A 17,509-nucleotide genomic window follows, 5' to 3' on the forward strand; every position below is an offset into this window, starting at 1 on the left:
TATAGTTTTCGTTTTGGTTTCATTATAGTTTTCGCTTATTTAGAAATCTAATTGAGATATACTATAATCAATAGAAAAAGTTGATTGGAGGAAGAGCCATGAATACGAAGCAGATCGACTATGCGCTCGAGCTTGCGCAGGTGAAGAATTTCAACCGGGCGGCGGAGAATCTTTTCATTTTCCAGCCTTCTCTTTCGTACCAGATCCAGGCGCTGGAGAATGAGATCGGTCTTGCTCTTTTCCTTCGCTCAGGCCGCGGTGCGGAGGTGACGCCGGCAGGAGAGCAGTTCTTTCAGACGCTCAGGAATATCCGCGAGGAGCTGAAGGCCGCCATCGAGCAGGGGCAGAATTTCAGCGCGAGGTACCGGAGTGCAGTGATGATTGCTCTTCCGATGCGGTCGTGTCTGTACTATCTTCCAGAGGCGATGAAGGCATTTGAAAAGACGCATCCGGATGTGACGGTTATGCCGCATTTCTTTCCTTTCTCGGATTTCTCTTCATTCCTGAAGGGCGAGGAAGATCTGATCTTTGCCATGGCAGGAGATGCGAAGGGTATCCCTGATGTGCATTCCTATCCGCTCTTTGACAGCCGGATCTATCTCATCACGAAGAAGGACGACCCGCTTGCAGGGAAGGATATCGTCCGTCCGGAGGATCTTCGCGGCCGCACTCTGATGGTGGGCGGCGGCTCGCCTCCGCCTCTTCGCCGTGTGCAGAAGCGGATGATCGAGGAGGTGGGCGTGGATTTCTTCACGAGTCATGATCATGAGACGACGCTGACAAATGTGGCAGCGGGAAGGGGCGTATGCCTGGCGCCCGGTTTCCTTGATGATCATAATGGGGAATTTGCCTGGACGCTCTTCGACTGCGAGGAGAGGATTCCCTGCGTCCTTCTCTCTCATGCGGACGGCGGGAGCCGCGATGCGGAGGATTTCGCAGAAACGATCCTTTCTGTATACGCCGCCCATCCGGACTTTGCTGTATAGTTGTGCAGAAACGTACATTTTTTAGGGCAGTTTGTTACGAATTGTCACATAAAAAATGATATAATAAAGAGAATAAAGAGAAAATGAACAAAAGTGTTTAGATATACGGATACAGGGGGAATGAAAGGATGCATTTCAGAGACAGGGTGGCATCGAAGTACTGGTACGACACGATACAGAATACGCGGTACGGATGCCTGGAAGGGTATCGCAGCGGAAAGACGCTTGTTTTCCGGGGCGTGCCCTATGGCAAGGCGGAGCGCTGGTCGCTTCCTGAATATCCGGATGCCTGGGATGGCGTGCGTGATGCGACGCTGAGCGGGCCGATGGGAATCCATGTGAACCGCGACGGCGTGCTGACGGGTGTCGAGGACTGTCTCAATATGGATATTTACCGCCCGGATACGCAGCAGACGGGGCGGATCAGGTGGATTTCACGGAGTTCGCTTATGCAGCAAACGTCATCGCTATCAGCGTGAATTACCGTCTGGGTGCACTTGGCTTCAATCCGCTTCGTGCCATCAAGGGTGAGGACCCGGCGCAGGCTTCAGGAAATTTTGCAATCCTGGATGCCATCCGCGGCCTTTCCTGGATGAGGGACAATATTGTAAGCTTCGGGGGAAATCCCGGAAATATTACGATCGCCGGTTTCTCTTCGGGCGGACGTGATGTGATGGAGCTTCTTATTTCGCCGGATGCGAAGGGATATTTCCAGAAGGCGATTTCTTTCAGCGGCGGCATGACGACGGCAGAAATCGAACCGTCGCAGAAAATTTTTGCAGAGCACCTGGCTCCGCTTGTCGTGGAAGATCATGTGAAGCCGTATCTGTCAGAGGCAGAGGAATGGCTCCTTTCGGATGCGCCGGAGGTGAGGGATTACCTCTTGGGACTTCCCGCAGGGAGACTTGCCAAGGCTTTCGGCCCGGCGTATATCCGTATGAAAGAATTCCCGCATCTCTATCCGGATGGCATCGTGCTTGACTCGATGGGCTTCAAGTCGAAGACATTTACCACCGTGCCTCTTATGATGGAAACGGGGACGGATGAGTTCTCGATCTATGCAGCGCAGGATCCTTACTTCGCTCCGTATGTGGCAGACCGTTCCATCCTGACGAATGAGAAAATGAGGAAGGAATTCGAATTTGCCAAGAAGTACGGAAGCGCGATGTACCGCTTGTTCAATGCGGATGCTCCGGCATCGATGCTTGTCGGGAAGTACAGGGCACCTATTTATACACTGACGATCGATTATGGAGACGATCCGAAAATCGTCGGGGATGCGGCAGCGCTTCTCTTAGGCTCCGTGCATGGGATATGGATTCCGTGCGTGACGGGCAGGGCAACGTCGACGACGGCAGATTTCCCGATTCATGCTTTCGACAACCCTGGCTTCCAGGATATGAAGCGCATGATCCAGCAGTATATAGGAAATTTCATGAGGACAGGAAATCCAAATGGAAACGGCCTTCCGGAATGGCAGAAGTGGATGACGGCCAAGGATGGCTTCGGCTCGCTGGTCATTCATACGGACGGGAATACGGCTGCGGCCGGACAGATCACAGCGCATGAAACGTATGAGGATGTCATCCGTGCGCTTGAGGCGGATGATTCGATCGATCCGGAAGCGAAGGATATCATCATCCATCATGTCCTCTCCGGACGCTGGTGGAGCGGTCCGATCGACCGTCATTTCTCACATAAGGAAAATTGACTCTGAACCGAATCGGAGACGGCTGGAAGACCGAAAAAAAGACTCCATGATTCTTCTCCGTAGGGTATGACGGATTTGATATCATGGAGATTTTTTATTGACCGTGGATAAATAAATTCATTGGTTTCTATGTGTTTTATGGTATACTTAATATAATCAAAATAGCGCGGAGGTGCGGCCGGGGATTGCCGCCAAGGGCCGCGTCGTAAAAGAAGGAGGCAGATGATGGATAATCTGTTTCACCGCGTAAGTGTACGTCAGTTCAAGGATCAGCCTGTAGAAGAGGAGAAGATCAAAGAGATGCTACATGCAGGCATGCAGGCGCCAAGTGCAGGCAATCAGCGCCCGTGGGTGTTCTATGTGGTCACGAATAAGGACACGATCCAGGCGCTTTCCAAGGTCAGCAAGCATTCCGCATGCGCAGCAGGAGCTCCGCTCATTATTGCTCTGGCATGCAGGAAGGAAAAGCTGTCGTTCCCTGAAAAGATTCAGCAGGATATGGCGCTCTGCGCCGGCAACGTCTGGCTCGAGGCAGATAACCTGGGCTTGGGCGGCGTTTACCTTGGGGTTTATCCGGAAGAGGAACGTATGGCCAATACGAGAGCAGCCATCGATCTTCCAGAAGAATATGATCCTTTCTGTCTGCTTGCGATAGGCTATCCGGCACGTCCGATGCGCCCGCAGCAGAATCGCTTCGACGAGACGAGGATTCACTATATCAAATAAGTAGAAAAGGGGCTTACCATTGAAGTTAGTTAAGATCAAAATCAGTTCAGCCAGTACAGCATTCCGCCCGCGTCCGGAATTCAATGATGAAGTGGAGCAGCGGGTGACGATTCATGCCAGCGGCCGCGTGCGTGTGCAGCGAATCCTTTTCGGCGATGAAACGGTAGATAATGTAGTCGCATCGAATGAGGAATTCCGCATCCCGCAGGGGGACGCAGAAGAAATCCTCGAAACGTGTGCAGGATATTTCCAGTACTGGGAAACTCCGGAAATCACGACGGATATCGGCGGCTGGAAACTGACGATGACCGATGATGAGGGACAGAAGTACCGTGCAGCAGGCCCGCTCGAGGGTGAGTACAAGCTTGGGGATAAGGATCTCAATCAGCTTATCCGTGAAAAGCTGGAACGCCGCTACGGTCTCTGGCTCTTCGATGGAAGGCCTGGCAAGACGGGCTGGGAGGAAGGATACATCCTCCTCACGGTTGAATTCGTCAAGGGCGGCAAGCGCTACTATTATCTGACGGATGATCCGCTGATCGAAGAGGGCGACCGCGTGGTCGTGCCGATCGATGTGGATCTGACGAAGAAGGTGGCTGTCGTCGTCGAGAAGACAAAGTTCACAAAAGATCAGGCACCGCTTGTTATCGATGATTTCAGCGCTGTCTTCGGCAAGGCAAGTCTTTTTGAGGAACCGAAGGAGAAGAAGGAAAGCGAAGAGAATGAGGCAAGGGCTCATGTCGTCATCCGTCCTTTCAAGGGTGAGGATGCGAAGGAGGCCGCTCAGATATGGAATGAGATCGTGGATGCAGGAAATGCATTTCCTCAGATCGGAGGACTCAAGACACCTGAGGAAGCAGAAGATTTCTTCCGCGCGCAGTATACGGCTGTCGCTGAGCTTGATGGCGAAATCGTCGGCCTCTACATTCTTCATCCGAACAATATCGGCCGCGTCGGCCATATTGCCAATGCCAGCTATGCAGTGAAGAGCAGCTGCCGGGGGCTCCACTTGGGTGAGCTTCTCGTGAAGGACTGCCTGAAGCAGGCAAAGGCGCTCGGCTACCAGATTCTCCAGTTCAATGCAGTGGTCGCTTCCAATGTCCATGCGTACCATCTATACCTGCGTCTTGGCTTCACGGACCTGGGCATCATCCCGGGAGGCTTCAAGAATAAAGAGGGCGAATACGAAGACATCCATGTGATGTATCGTCTGCTTGCAGGAGAATAAAGACACGGAGACGATCTTTCAGGAGGGATAATGAGAGACGGTATTCCGGAGCTGAAGAATGTCAGGGTGACATCAGAGAATAAGAATGCCTTCAAGGCTCCCGCGGGAAGTGAGGTCCGCGAGGAGGTCACAATCCGCAGAAACGGCCGTATTTCGGTCAAGAGGTTTGCATATAAAAAGACAAAATCCGAAAAGGAACCTGTGCTCAAGGTCAAGAGCGAGGAAGATTTCCAGATTCCGGGGAAAAGAGCGAAGGAGCTTCTTTTCGAGTACCAGCGCATTTTTTCCATGCACCCGGAGAGGGAGCCTGTCAGGGGTGATGAAATCTGGGAAGTGAAGCTGCAGCTTGAGGACGGGACGAAGTGGACGGAGACAGGCTTTGCGGAAGCCAGGGACTCCTTCGCCCGTTTCCTTGACGGACTGACAAGAAAGATGCTGCGGCGGAGGGATTTCCGGCTCTTCACCGGCAGTGATGAGTAGCCGGATATCCGGCAAAGGAGAGATCATGAAAGCAGCGAAGATTACGATCGAGTCGAGGCTTGCTTCAGTGAAGGAGGCGGAGGCGCCGGGCACTGAAAAGGGACAGACGGTCACGATCGGACGCGGCGGAAACGTCACAATCACGGGACAGAATCCGGGTGAATCGGCGGAGACGAAGACGTATGATTGTCCGGACCAGCATCTGGAGATCCCATCTGAAAAAGCAGAGGAAATCCTGAATCTTCTGGGAGCCTTCTTTGGAGAAAAGTCTGGCGGAGAGGACAAGGGTGAAGGAAACTGCTGGGTCGTTTCCATCGAGGACGAAGACGGAAATGTCCTGACGGTATCGGGAGAGTATATACCGATCGATGAGAATTCGATTCCGTCATGCTCGGCCAAGCTGAACGAACTTGGCGACAAGATCCGCGAGGCAGTTTCAAGACCGCGCCTCTGGCTTTTCAATGAACCGTAACGGCCTTTGATGAAAGTCTTAGAGGAGAGTATATGAAGAAACACAGTCAGTTGAAATGGCTTGCATCGCTCGCGCTTGGCGCAGGCGTGCTGGCCGCTTATGGCATCCATGATGCACAGGCAGCCTATGCAGCGCTGCCGGCAGATGGAACGGCAGGCGTCGTGGAGCAGAAGGAAGCACAGCCGCTTCGCTGGTTCACGGAAAAAGCGGACGCTGTGGGAAGCAGCACACCGTATGGGAATAATGAAAAAGCTGGCCATTATGTACAGTCCGGTGATGCCAGGCTGTACTATGAAGTCTACGGCAAGGGAACGCCGGTCGTCGTTCTTCATGGAGGCGGCGTAGGCACTCCTTATGAAATGGGATGCATCATCGATGAACTCAGGAAGAACCATGAAGTCATCGTCATGTCGACAAGAGGCCACGGCCGGTCAGAAATCGGTCATTCGCCTCTGACCTACAAACAGAAAGGCGAAGATGTCCTTGCTGTCATGGATGCAGCGCATGTGAAGAAAGCAATGATCGTCGGTTTCAGCGACGGCGCCTATTCCGCGTATGAGACAGCCGTCCTTGCGCCGGAGCGCGTGGAAAGAATCGCAGCGATCGGTGCAGGTACTCTGAGAAAGGGATATTTCTCAGCCGATATCGATGTGGAAGCGCTTGAAAAAGTCGATCCTGCCTTCTTTGCACAGCAGAAGAAGCTGATGCCGGAACCGGAGCGTTGGGGGTCCTTCATGAAGGACTACATGAAATTCTGGAACGGCATGGAAGTGGGCAAGGAAACCTTTGGGAAGATCGAATGCCCCGTCCTTCTGATCGCAGGGGACGAAGACGACCACGCACCGATGGTGACGATGGTCGAAGCGGCGGATCTTCTGAAGAACGGACGCCTCCTCATCGTGCCGAAAGCATGGCACACGGCGTTCCTGGATAATTTTCCTGTCGTATGGGCAGGAATAGAACCTTTCCTTGATGCGAAGGAATCTGATCTCCTTCCGTCAAAGAAAGTGGCTTACAATGATAAGATTCTGGAGAGCGGGAATCTGGGAGACAATCACTAAATCCTTTGTGGAGAACTCCCTTCGCGGGAGTGGAGGATGGAAGTAAGGCCCGGGGCGGGCACGAAAGAAGGATGCGTTATGCGGTACTTTTTGCAGCCTCAATTTACGGAAGGCAGCGAAACCCCGTATGGAAATAATCCGGAAGCGGGGCACTACGTCACATTTGGTGACGCAAAGATTTACTACGAAGTGTATGGGCTGGGGGATGATGTCGTCATCCTGAATGAAGGGGGCACCGGCTGTTCCTATGAGCTGGGAAGCATGATCGATGAAATACGCGAGTATTACCGCGTCATCGTCGTTTCTTCACGCGGACAGGGGAAGTCGGAAATGGGTCATATTCCTTTTTCCCTTTCGCAGAAAGCAGCAGACGTCCTGGCCGTCATTCATGAAGAGGCGGAAGATCCCGTCATGATTGTCGGCGTGGGCGATGGTGCTTATGCTGCCATGGAAGCGGCCATCGAGGAACCTGAGATAGTCGATCGCATCGTCGCTATCGGAGCAGGAACGCTGAAGAAGGGATTCATCCCGTCATCGATTCCCTATTCGGACGTCGTCAATGCTGATCCGGATTTTATCGCTCAGCAGGAAGCCCTCATGCCGGAACCCGAAAGGGCCGAAGAAATCTTCAATACGCAGATCAGCTACCTCCATTCACTGGAGATCGATGAAGATTTCCTTTCGCAGATCGAATGTCCCGTCCTCCTCGTATGCGGAGACGGCGACACCCACTGCCCGATGGTGACTGCCTTTGCCGCATCCCAGTGGATTCCGCACTCCTGCCTCTGCATCGTGCCGAGAGCCTGGCATACGGTGTATATGTACAATTTCCCGCTGATCCGCGCGGCCATGCTACCATTCATGGGCACATCCAGAGCCGGGCTCGTCACGACGAGGAAGATCGCATACAACATCGAAGCGCTGCAGAGAGGCATGGATGAAGTGCAGGGCGAAGAACAGATACCTTTCGGGAAACCGATTTTATACTGATGGAAGGCGCAGGCAAGGGAAGGAAGAGCCCGAGGTCTGCGTGAGTATGGAGAAACCATGAGCTTTGACAAAATAAAAATCATTTCCACAAGGCTGAAGTACGGTGTATCGCCGTCGCCGGCCGATGAAGTGGAACAGCACGTGACGATCTGGTCAAACGGGGAAGTGAAGATCTCACGGTACGTATTCGGAGATATCAGAAGCGGCTATGTGAAAGCCTGGTCCGATACCTTTTATATCACCAAACCGGATGTCGAAAACATCTTCGAGCATATCAGCATGTACTTTGCTGAAAACGATGAAAAGAAGAAAAAGAAAGACAATCCAGGATGCTGGGAAATGACAGTAACGATGGAGGATGGCATGCGCAAGAAAATCCGCGGCCACCTCTGTCATGACGAATACGAGGCAGGCGACATCGAACTCAGCCGCCTCATCAGAGAAACGCTGGCGCGGCCATATCCGCTCTGGCTTTTCAATGGCCGTCTGGAGGAAGGAAGGGGCCGGTATGTCCTTCGCGTAGAAACGAAGGATGGTTCCCGTCTTTACGTAACAGATGACGAATCGATCCGGGAGGGCGACACAGTCCTCCTTCCGGCTGGCATCGACGGCCAGAAAATGGAGGGAACGGTCACCGCAAGAAAGCCGTATCAGGAAAGCGAAGCTTCCAAAGTGCTCTACAGCCTGAGCACCATCAGCGGCCGCATCGAACGCCTCCAGGAAGAAGCGTAGGCAGGATAGAAGAATGGTATGAAGGATGGAAGGCAAAAAGGCTCTCGAAAGAGAGCCTTTTTGCGTGGGGACGGGGAGAGCGGTGAATGATGGAAGGACGAAAATGGGGCCCGCCGCATGTTTTTTTCTGGCTCTTCACGGAAATTTGGGGGATGAATAATTTTTAGGTAAAGAATGGAATCGGATAAGGGTAAAGAAATAATCCATGTTTCGGTATCCATATCCGATTCTTTTTAGTACCTTGATCTTATTATTGAATCCTTCAAGCTTCCCCGTATTGATAGGATACAGGGCATGAGCAGCCAGTCCCTTGATTCGCTTCTGCTTTTGCCGGGCAAACTTTACCAGGGCAGGAATCCCGCTCTTCAGTCCAGCCTGAATCCATTTTGTCCATCCGGCGAGAGCTTCTTCATAGTCAGTCAATGTGAACAGACGAGTCATCTCCTGCTTCATGGCATAACAAATCGCCAAATCCCTATGCTCGCTCAGGATATCCAACAGATGAGTTTTCTGCCTTTCATTCAGGTGGTCGTCCTTCTTTAACAGTATCCATCGGGATTTCTTTAATTCGGTATAAAGCTTCCTTTCTTCATGGCTCTTTTCCCTGGCCATCTTCTGGAGCTCTGGATTATTAGTTTCTTTCGTATATTTCTTTAATGCTTCTGCTTCCTGCCTATGCTTTTGTGCTTCCTCCAGGCGCACGGCTCCCATAACATCACGCCCAAACTGTGCCTGCATATGGTACCGGTCATAAACGATGGGGACCTTCGGACAATATTTCTGGAACAGCCTGTTAAAGGATGCGTTCATATCCATGGCCACCGCTTTTAGCCTGGAAAGAAGCGAAAGGTCAATGCTCTTAAAGAAGTTCTCAAAATCTGCCATGGAGCGACCCAGGCCGGCCCACAAGATGAATCCCGTTTCCAAATCCATAACGCAGGTGGCATAGCGATGGCCCTTATGGATAGCGAACTCATCTACGGCCAAATACCGTGGGCGATAGTTACTTTTCTTCAGGCAGGTTTCAAAGGCAGCCAACGCCTTATCCATGATATGCTTTTGTATTTTCTGTATGGTACTCCAATGTACAGAGAGCATGGCCGAAATGGCAGAAATGGATGTATGACACTTAAGCAGATGGATAATCCACAAGGCCATATCCCAAGTAACGCGTGTGAAAGGGCATTGGCAGGGGATATCTTCCGTTATGGTCTCCCCGCAGGATGTGCAGCGGAATCTGCGCCCCGAGAACTCTATATACTTCTTTTGCTTAGGAAGATCTGGAAAATCCTTGATGAGTACAGAAAAAGCCCCATAACTATACATACGGGAGTGACAGTGCGGACAGGAAAAATCTCTGGCAGTCCGTAGACTGGTAACTCGGGTATGGCAATGAGGATTTGGATGGTTAATGATATTTTCTGTGCGATAATATTGACAATTAAAAGTGATTTCATTATGGTAATAAAAGAGCATTATTCGACCTCCGTGCGTAGTTTTAGGCAACTTACATTTTGGAGTAGATAATGCTCTTTTTCAATGCCAATTTTATATGTTATTATTTTTATCCCACAAAAAAGCGTGAAGAACCTTTTTCTTGTGCGTCAGCGAGGTTTTAAACTCGCCTTCCCAGACGGGGAAGGGGAACCGCTTGCGGTGGATAGGGTTGATTACAAACAGCCGCAGGCTGGTTGTATGGTTTTAGGTCTTAAATCTTTCTTTTTCCCGCAAGGTCGTATGGTTTCCATTCTCCCTTCCCCAAAGCACACAAAAAAGACCGCTCTTTTCGGAGCGGTCTCTTTTTATTTCAATTAACGGTCGGAGCCGTCTTTTTCTTTACGGATGACGTCGTGTGCGCCGCCTTCTACGATGGAGGTTGCGGATACGAGTGTCAGCTTAGCTTTCTGCTGCAGTTCCGGAATGGTGATAGCGCCGCAGTTGCACATGGTAGCTTTGATCTTAGCGCAGGTCTTTTCGACGTTGTCTTTGAGCGGACCAGCGTAAGGAACGTAGGAGTCAACGCCTTCTTCGAACTGGAGTTTCTTTTCTCCGCCGAGGTCATAGCGTGCCCAGTTTCTGGCTCTGTTGGAACCTTCGCCCCAGTATTCTTTGACGACTGTGCCGCCAACGGTTCTGGTCGGGGTTGGGGATTCGTCGAAGCGTGCGAAGTATCTGCCGAGCATGACGAAGTCAGCGCCCATAGCGAGTGCGAGGGTGATGTGGTGGTCATATACGATGCCGCCGTCGGAGCATACCGGTACATAGATGCCGGTTTCTTTGTAGTATTCATCTCTTGCCTGGCATACTTCAATGAGAGCGGTAGCCTGGCCGCGGCCAATGCCCTTTGTCTCACGGGTGATGCAGATGGAGCCGCCGCCGATGCCGACTTTGACGAAGTCTGCGCCAGCTTTAGCGAGGAAGAGGAAGCCGTCTCTGTCGACAACGTTGCCTGCGCCTACTTTTACTTTTTCGCCGTAGGTGTTGTGGATCCATTCGAGGGTGATCTTCTGCCATTCGGAGAAGCCTTCGGAGGAGTCGATGCAGAGTACGTCAGCGCCTGCTTCGAGGAGCAGCGGTACGCGTTCTTCATAGTCTCTGGAGTTGATACCAGCGCCTACTACGAAACGTTTCTGGGAATCGAGCATTTCATTCGGGTTTTCCTGATGGGAATCATAGTCCTTGCGGAATACGAAGCCATACAGACGGCCGTCCTCGTAGAGTACCGGCAGGGAGTTGATCTTGTTGTCCCAAATGATGTCGTTTGCTTCGGAAAGGGTGATGCCGTATTTAGCTTTGACGAGCTTGTCAACCGGGGTCATGAAGTTCTTGACCTTTTCAGATCTGTCCATGCGGCTGACTCTGTAGTCACGGCTGGATACGATGCCGACCATCTTGCCGGAAGAGGTGCCGTCTTCGGTGATGGCGATGGTGGAATGACCTGTCTTTGCCTTGAGGGCGAGGACGTCAGCAAGAGTGTTTTCCGGCGAAAGGTTGGAGTCGCTCGGAACAAATCCTGCTTTCTTAGCTTTAACTCTGGCAACCATGGCTGCTTCATCTTCAGGGGACTGGGATCCATAGATGAAAGAAACGCCGCCGTTTCTTGCGAGTTCAATGGACATTTTTTCACCAGATACTGACTGCATGATAGCAGATACCATTGGAATATTTAATGTAATGGCCGGTTCTTCACCTTTTTTGAATTTTACGAGCGGGGTTCTGATAGATACGTTGGCTGGAATGCAGTCCGTGCCGGAGTAGCCCGGGATCAGAAGGTACTCGTTAAAGGTATGTGCCGGTTCATTAATATAGATTGCCATTATTTCCTCCTTCGATAACAGATAAATCCGTAAAAAAATAAGTGTAAAAGATAATTAAGCACAACTATACTCTTTTCCGCGGATGCGGTCAAGTGCAGATGCGCTTCTTCTACAAAGCGGAGAGAAAATTTCCCTTCCGCAGATATATTTGTACTATTATAGCGTAAAAAAGGAATTGTAGAAAGGGGAAAATCATTAGTCTTCAAAAAGTTTCTGAAAACACGAAATCCAAAGAGCATACAAGAGAATGAGGAAGGTTTTCTCCTTACCTTTATATATAGCAGGAGGAAATCCTGATGCCGGGTGAAAGGGGGGGAGGGGGGATTTACGAGAGGTTTCAAACAAATAAGAGCCGAGCTCTTTCATTTATTCCTTGCGAAGCTGTCCCTGTCAGGGGAAAGTGGACCGTATACTGATTGACTCTATATTAATATCAGTACTGGCTCAATTGTTTTGTACGGGACGAAAGGGGGGTGCATTTTCTAAGAAGATGGGTTGATTTCCCTCAGATCCTCCTCCACGATAAAAAAAGCCCGCAAATTTCTGCGGACTTTTCTTTAGTCATTCTATGAACTTGTCTTAGATAATGTTGGAGATGACGGCGTGGAAGTAACGGTCGAGTTCTTCCGGTGTTTCTTTCATGCCGTTTCTGACCCACCACTGAACCATTTCGACAAAGCTGCCGGAAATGTGGTTGACAAGGAAGCTTTCCGGAACCTGTCCGCGAAGCTTGTTGTTTTTCAGCAGGTAGGATTCGATCAGTTTATCAAGGCTCTGCTTGAAGAAGCGGAGGAAGATATCCGAGCTGTCGGAGGTCAGCAGGTCGCGTGTATGATTTGTGTTGGCCGCGATGTGCTGGAGCAGGTGACAGAAAACGGGATCATGACCGTTTATCGTTTCATGTGCGTCACTGTCGCTCGGGAGGTCGTCGTTCATGACGCCTTCAATGATGTGATCGAAGAGTTCGCCGCACATTTCTTCAAGCAGGCATTCTTTGGTCTGAAAATGAGCGTAGAATGTGCTTCTTCCAATGTTGGCCAGGTCAATGATGTCCTGAATAGTGATCTTTGCATACGGCTTTTCGGAAAGGAGTGCGCTGAAAGATTTGAAGATAGCGGTCCTTGTTCTTCTTTGTCTGCGATCCATAATTTATCCCTTTATTTTTTTAAGAAACATAACAAACTGAGGCTGCCGATGGGTAACCTTAAGTATCAGTTTAAAATAAAATGTACTAAAAAGCAAGGAAAACATGTAAAATATGATATATTACCAATGCTTTACATAAGTATCCTATTGAATTTTATTACTTTGCTTATATAAAGAATATATAGGCTGCGGAGCGGTGTTCGCGGAACGTGCCGTATTAGATTTTTTCGTATTCTGATAGAATTTGTTTTAAAATTCTTTGTCATCATGAGGCTCGTTTGGTAAGATAGAAATAAGGGATGGTTCCCATTAGCAAAAATGGACGACTGGAGGTTCTGCGGAATGCTCCGCGGAAGTGCCGGCCGGTTTTCAAAGCTTGGCTTTGAGACAGGAGGCATTCATGAGTCATACAGGAAAAATCACAGCAGTTCTGGCTGGCCTGGCTTTTTTATCAGGCGGTCTTTCTGCATCAGCGAGTGACGGCATGCATTACGTGGCAGCGGAGAACCGGTTTCTGGGTCCGGAAATTTCCTGCGAGCTGTCAGAGGAAGCAGGCGATACCGCTGTCAAGACGGCTCTGATCGAAGGACTGGAGATTCCGCAGAAAGAGCTTTCCGGGACACGCTGGTATTATGATTACGTGGATCTTTCGGGAACGGGAGAAAGAGACGTACTTGCGCTTCTCTCGGGCCCCTGGTTCTCGGGAACGGGCGGCGATACGCTTGTCTGGCTTGTGTCGGATGGCAATGGCTGGAAAGTGCATCAGACTTTGACGCTTGTCAGAAGTCCTGTCATTGCCGCTGATCTTTCAGGAAACGGGAGAAAGAGTCTCATCGTTTACCGCGCAGGCGGCGGAACCCGAGGCATGTGGGTCGAACTTGATCAGGTGCAGCAGGAAAATGACGAATACCTTTTCACGACGGTCAATGACGGCGTGAAGGCACCGGATCTCGGGACGCTGAAAGGGACGGCTCTCTTTGCTGACGACATGATCCTCGATCAGATGACGGGCAGCTATAAGACGCTTGGATAAAGCGCCAGGCATTCCTTATATAAAAGCTAAATATAAAAGCTAATATGAAGAGCGAATGTACGAAGAGCGGATGCGGAGCAATGACGCAGCTTTGTACATTCCTTTTTCATTATAGAATATACAGCGAGAATCACAGCTATGAGGATTTTGCAAGTTTTAGTGTCACTTTTGAGGGAAAGAATTATTTAATACATAGATATAAATAAATAAAACGAGGCAGGCACGGTTTTCTGTGCGTTTTTCTCATACCATTCCGCCTGTCTTCGTGGTATCATCAAAGGTGAAATCGAATGTTCTCACTGTTGGTATTATTTCGCCGCTTCCATGAGAAGGGATCTTTGCGATGGACGGCGGTATTTGTCCTCGATAAAGGGGGAAGTTTTTTATGAATATTCATGAATACCAGAGTAAGCAAATTCTAAGGCAGTACGGTCTGCATGTACCGGAAGGCTACCCGGCCTTCACCGTCGAAGATGCTGTGCAGAGTGCGAAGCGTCTGGACACGCCGGTCGTCGTCGTCAAGGCACAGATCCATGCAGGCGGACGCGGCGAAGCAGGCGGCGTCAAGATCGCTCATTCTCTTGATGAAGTCCGTCAGTATGCAAGAGAAATCCTGGGCAAGACACTCGTAACAAAACAGACCGGCCCGAAAGGCAAGAAGGTCACCCGTCTTCTGATCGAAGCGGGCTGCCATATCAAGAAGGAATACTACCTGTCCTTCCTTGTCGACCGTCAGGCAGAATGCATCGTCATGATGGGTTCTGAATCCGGCGGCATGGATATTGAAACGGTAGCTGCTGAGCATCCGGAAAAAATCCTGAAGGAATACATCGATCCGGTCATCGGCCTTGCTGATTTCCAGGCAAAGCGCATGGCTTACGGTCTCCATTTCGAACAGGTCGCTGTCAACAAGGCAGCTGCTTTCATGAAGTATCTCTACCAGGTCTTCGTCGGCAAGGACTGCTCGCTGGCTGAAGTCAACCCGATGGTCCTGACACAGGAAAATGATGTCATCGCTCTCGATGCGAAGCTGAACTTCGACGACAGCACGCTGGCTCGTCACCCGGATATCGTGGCTCTGCGCGATGTCCTTGAAGAAGATCAGAAGGAAGCACAGGCTGCCCGTGAAGGCTTGAACTACGTCAACCTCGGCGGCGATGTAGCGTGCATGGTCAATGGCGCAGGCCTGGCTATGGCGACAGTCGATATCATCAAGGAAAACGGCGGCGATCCGGCCAACTTCCTGGATGTCGGCGGCGACTCGACTCCTGAAAAGATCGTTGCGGCATTCCGCATCATGATGGAAGATAATCAGGTCAAAGGGGTATTGATCAATATCTTCGGCGGCATCAACAAGTGCGATGTCATTGCAGAAGGCATCGTAGAATCGGCAGCTCTCCTTTCGGAAGGGAAAGCTGAATTCCCGATCCCGGTCATCGTAAGACTGGAAGGGAGAAACGTAGAACGCGGCAGGGAAATCCTCCATACCGCTCATATCAAGAATCTGTACCCGGCTACCTCCATGGAAGAAGGCGCTATCCGTGTCATCCAGCTCGTCAAGGAGCAGGAAGAACGTGAAAAGGCTGCAGCAGAGCCGGCAGCACCGGCTGCTCCTGCAGAAACAGCAGAAGGGGAGGTAAAGTAAAATGGCGATTCTGATTAATAAGGATACGAAGGTCATTGTACAGGGCATCACAGGCAAGGCTGCCCGTTTCCATACAGAGCAGATGAGAAAATTTGGCACGAATATCGTCGCCGGTGTATCTCCGGGAAAAGCAGGCCAGCTGGTGCAGGGGATTCCTGTATTCAATACGGTCCGCGATGCTGTCATTGCAACCGGGGCCAATGCTTCCATCATTTTCGTACCGGCTCCGTCGGCTGCTGACTCCATCATGGAAGCTGTAGAGGCTGAAGTGCCGCTCGTTGTCTGCATCACGGAACATATTCCGCTCGAAGACATGGTCGTCGTTCACCGCTATATGGTTGGAAGAAAGACACGTCTCATCGGACCGAACTGCCCGGGGCTGCTTATGACCGATCAGTGCAATATCGGCATCATCCCAGGCGAAATCTTCAGGAAAGGCCATGTAGGCGTCGTTTCCCGTTCCGGCACGCTGACATATGAAGCTACATTCCAGCTGACGAATGCAGGCATCGGACAGACCGGTGCTATCGGCATCGGCGGTGACCCGATCAAGGACACGGATTTCATTGATGCTCTGAAGCTGTATAATGAAGATCCGGATACGGATGCAGTCCTCATGATTGGCGAAATCGGCGGCAATGCGGAAGAAGAAGCTGCCAAATGGATTCATGAAAACATGAAGAAACCGGTCGCAGGCTTCATCGCAGGACGCATGGCACCTCCAGGAAAACGCATGGGTCATGCAGGCGCTATCATTTCCGGCGGCAAGGGCACGGCTGCTGAAAAGATTGCAGCTCTTGAAGCGGTAGGCATTCCAGTTGCACCGACTGTCGCTCATATCGGAAGAACGGTCATCGAGCTTCTGAAGAAGAACGGCCTCTATGAAAAGTGCCATACCTGCTGATTTTTGAAAGAACAAGCGGGAAACTGATATAATAGAAAAAAGGAGCCGCCAGAGAGTGATCTCCGGCAGCTCCTTTTTTGTATTCAGGCGTTAATGCCATTCCCGGCAGTCTTGCCGCAGGAGGATTTATGTTTGACAAATTTCAGGATGCGCTCGTCGTTCTCGTTTTCTTTTATATGGTGTACCGCGTGGGCTGGGGAAGCGGGATGACGGGCATCAATACGTTCATGCTGCTCTGCGCTGTCGTGGCGCTGATATCGATCGCTCTGAAGCGCACGGGATACCTGGACCGGATGAAGGAAAAGAAGCTGGAAGAGGAGCGGAAACTGGAAGAAGAGAAAAAGGAAGCGAAATAGGAGTTTCCTCGCTCATGCTTCCTTGCAGGCGCGTTTTTGCGATTGATCTATGTCTGTGATAAAATCATGAATATAACATTAAATTTATGAGAAAATGGGAATAATTTCCACTTTTTCGCAAAGAGGTGTCTGAGATGAATGCTGATCTGAAAGCGGCTGTCAAGATTAACAGCCTGGCCGGGAAAGTTCGGCCTTTTGATCTGATGATGGATCTGATAACCCGGTACGGGCACTGGGCCTTTGTGATTTACGGTCTTCTCCTCTGGTTCACTCCAGGAAAGACAAGGGAAGACAGGAGAAATGCATGCGTTTCCGCTTTTATCGGCGTATGCATAGCTTCGCTTATTTCCTATGCCATCGGACGCGTATGGAAACGTGAGCGTCCCTTCAGGGAAAGTCCCCAGATCTGGAATTTCACGGGTCACCGCGCGAATGCTTCTTTCCCGAGCAATCACACGATGAATGGGTGCGTGGTGGCTATGGAGCTCCTCCGCCACAATACGAAGGGCTCGAAGCTGATGGCAGTCCTTGCGGGGATTCTTGCTTTTTCCCGCGTGTTTGCAGGCATGCATTATCCGTCCGACGTGCTCGGCGGGGCTGCGATTGCGGCCATCGTCCACAAAGCTGTCCATATGCCGGCTGTTTCCGCTCTGACCGGGGCGCTGGCAGCTTTCGGCTCGTGGCTGTCTGACGATCTTGTCAGGAAAGTAACGGGCAGGTGA

17 protein-coding genes and 1 pseudogene are annotated in these 17,509 nt (G+C 50.8%); 15 read left to right on the forward strand and 3 right to left on the reverse strand.

The annotated features are described in order from the left end of the window. Positions 1 to 98 precede the first annotated feature (98 nt). The 9 genes and pseudogenes from Dia5BBH33_RS01685 (at position 99) to Dia5BBH33_RS01730 (ending at position 8,386) form a co-directional block, all read left to right on the forward strand. Positions 99 to 986 carry a LysR family transcriptional regulator gene (locus tag Dia5BBH33_RS01685; RefSeq protein ID WP_143332234.1) on the forward strand — a complete coding sequence of 296 codons (888 nt, stop codon included), beginning with the start codon at positions 99 to 101 and terminating at the stop codon, positions 984 to 986. 128 nt (positions 987 to 1,114) lie between these two features. Then, positions 1,115 to 1,725 (forward strand): annotated as a pseudogene (locus tag Dia5BBH33_RS11450) (carboxylesterase family protein); the annotation flags it as partial. Between the two features lie 1,197 nt (positions 1,726 to 2,922). Further along, entirely contained in the window at positions 2,923 to 3,423 is a 501-nt protein-coding gene (locus Dia5BBH33_RS01700) for a nitroreductase family protein (protein ID WP_022381690.1), read from the forward strand. Between the two features lie 19 nt (positions 3,424 to 3,442). After that, complete coding sequence (locus tag Dia5BBH33_RS01705) at positions 3,443 to 4,651, forward strand: GNAT family N-acetyltransferase (protein WP_232518070.1); 1,209 nt, start codon at positions 3,443 to 3,445, stop codon at positions 4,649 to 4,651. A 30-nt stretch (positions 4,652 to 4,681) separates the two neighbouring features. After that, positions 4,682 to 5,131: a hypothetical protein gene (locus Dia5BBH33_RS01710; RefSeq protein WP_108850013.1), complete on the forward strand. Its 450-nt coding sequence runs from the start codon at positions 4,682 to 4,684 to the stop codon at positions 5,129 to 5,131. Positions 5,132 to 5,156: 25 nt separating this feature from the next. Continuing rightward, positions 5,157 to 5,603, forward strand: coding sequence for a hypothetical protein (locus Dia5BBH33_RS01715; protein ID WP_022381687.1), 447 nt, complete (start codon positions 5,157 to 5,159; stop codon positions 5,601 to 5,603). A gap of 32 nt (positions 5,604 to 5,635) precedes the next feature. Next, positions 5,636 to 6,664 carry an alpha/beta fold hydrolase gene (locus Dia5BBH33_RS01720; RefSeq protein WP_108850012.1) on the forward strand — a complete coding sequence of 343 codons (1,029 nt, stop codon included), beginning with the start codon at positions 5,636 to 5,638 and terminating at the stop codon, positions 6,662 to 6,664. Positions 6,665 to 6,742: 78 nt separating this feature from the next. Beyond that, positions 6,743 to 7,654, forward strand: a complete 912-nt coding sequence (locus tag Dia5BBH33_RS01725) for an alpha/beta fold hydrolase (protein ID WP_143332236.1) — start codon at positions 6,743 to 6,745, stop codon at positions 7,652 to 7,654. A 57-nt stretch (positions 7,655 to 7,711) separates the two neighbouring features. Further along, positions 7,712 to 8,386: a hypothetical protein gene (locus Dia5BBH33_RS01730; protein ID WP_143332237.1), complete on the forward strand. Its 675-nt coding sequence runs from the start codon at positions 7,712 to 7,714 to the stop codon at positions 8,384 to 8,386. Positions 8,387 to 8,521: 135 nt separating this feature from the next. On the opposite strand, the gene Dia5BBH33_RS01735 is transcribed toward Dia5BBH33_RS01730, so the two are convergent. After that, positions 8,522 to 9,712 (reverse strand): ISL3 family transposase, encoded by a 1,191-nt coding sequence (locus Dia5BBH33_RS01735; RefSeq protein WP_162501744.1) that lies wholly within the window; start codon positions 9,710 to 9,712, stop codon positions 8,522 to 8,524. Between the two features lie 213 nt (positions 9,713 to 9,925). Here Dia5BBH33_RS01735 and Dia5BBH33_RS01740 point away from each other — a divergent pair, with 213 nt between their 5' ends. Then, positions 9,926 to 10,201 (forward strand): hypothetical protein, encoded by a 276-nt coding sequence (locus Dia5BBH33_RS01740; RefSeq protein ID WP_143332239.1) that lies wholly within the window; start codon positions 9,926 to 9,928, stop codon positions 10,199 to 10,201. Here the strand turns inward: Dia5BBH33_RS01740 and Dia5BBH33_RS01745 are convergent. Both Dia5BBH33_RS01745 and Dia5BBH33_RS01750 read right to left on the reverse strand, forming a co-directional pair. After that, entirely contained in the window at positions 10,198 to 11,703 is a 1,506-nt protein-coding gene (locus Dia5BBH33_RS01745) for an IMP dehydrogenase (protein ID WP_108850007.1), read from the reverse strand. The genes Dia5BBH33_RS01740 and Dia5BBH33_RS01745 overlap by 4 nt on opposite strands. Before the next feature lie 579 nt (positions 11,704 to 12,282). Further along, positions 12,283 to 12,849, reverse strand: a complete 567-nt coding sequence (locus tag Dia5BBH33_RS01750) for a TetR/AcrR family transcriptional regulator (RefSeq protein WP_022381805.1) — start codon at positions 12,847 to 12,849, stop codon at positions 12,283 to 12,285. A 400-nt stretch (positions 12,850 to 13,249) separates the two neighbouring features. On the opposite strand from Dia5BBH33_RS01750, the gene Dia5BBH33_RS01755 reads away from it, so the two are divergent. The 5 genes from Dia5BBH33_RS01755 to Dia5BBH33_RS01775 all read left to right on the forward strand — a co-directional run bounded on the left by Dia5BBH33_RS01755 (position 13,250) and on the right by Dia5BBH33_RS01775 (position 17,509). Then, positions 13,250 to 13,882 (forward strand): hypothetical protein, encoded by a 633-nt coding sequence (locus tag Dia5BBH33_RS01755; RefSeq protein WP_022381806.1) that lies wholly within the window; start codon positions 13,250 to 13,252, stop codon positions 13,880 to 13,882. A gap of 385 nt (positions 13,883 to 14,267) precedes the next feature. Beyond that, a complete protein-coding gene (sucC, locus tag Dia5BBH33_RS01760) occupies positions 14,268 to 15,527 on the forward strand; it encodes an ADP-forming succinate--CoA ligase subunit beta (RefSeq protein WP_022381807.1) in 1,260 nt (419 codons plus the stop codon). A 1-nt stretch (position 15,528) separates the two neighbouring features. Further along, positions 15,529 to 16,431, forward strand: a complete 903-nt coding sequence (gene sucD / locus Dia5BBH33_RS01765) for a succinate--CoA ligase subunit alpha (RefSeq protein ID WP_022381808.1) — start codon at positions 15,529 to 15,531, stop codon at positions 16,429 to 16,431. 128 nt (positions 16,432 to 16,559) lie between these two features. Continuing rightward, the gene (locus tag Dia5BBH33_RS01770; protein ID WP_022381809.1) at positions 16,560 to 16,787 is read left to right on the forward strand and encodes a hypothetical protein; all 228 of its coding nucleotides are present in this window, start codon (positions 16,560 to 16,562) and stop codon (positions 16,785 to 16,787) included. 134 nt (positions 16,788 to 16,921) lie between these two features. After that, on the forward strand, positions 16,922 to 17,509 hold the full coding sequence (locus tag Dia5BBH33_RS01775; protein WP_022381810.1) for a phosphatase PAP2 family protein: 588 nt from the start codon (positions 16,922 to 16,924) through the stop codon (positions 17,507 to 17,509).

It is taken from the genome of Dialister hominis, assembly GCF_007164725.1.
GTDB lineage: Bacteria > Bacillota > Negativicutes > Veillonellales > Dialisteraceae > Dialister > Dialister hominis.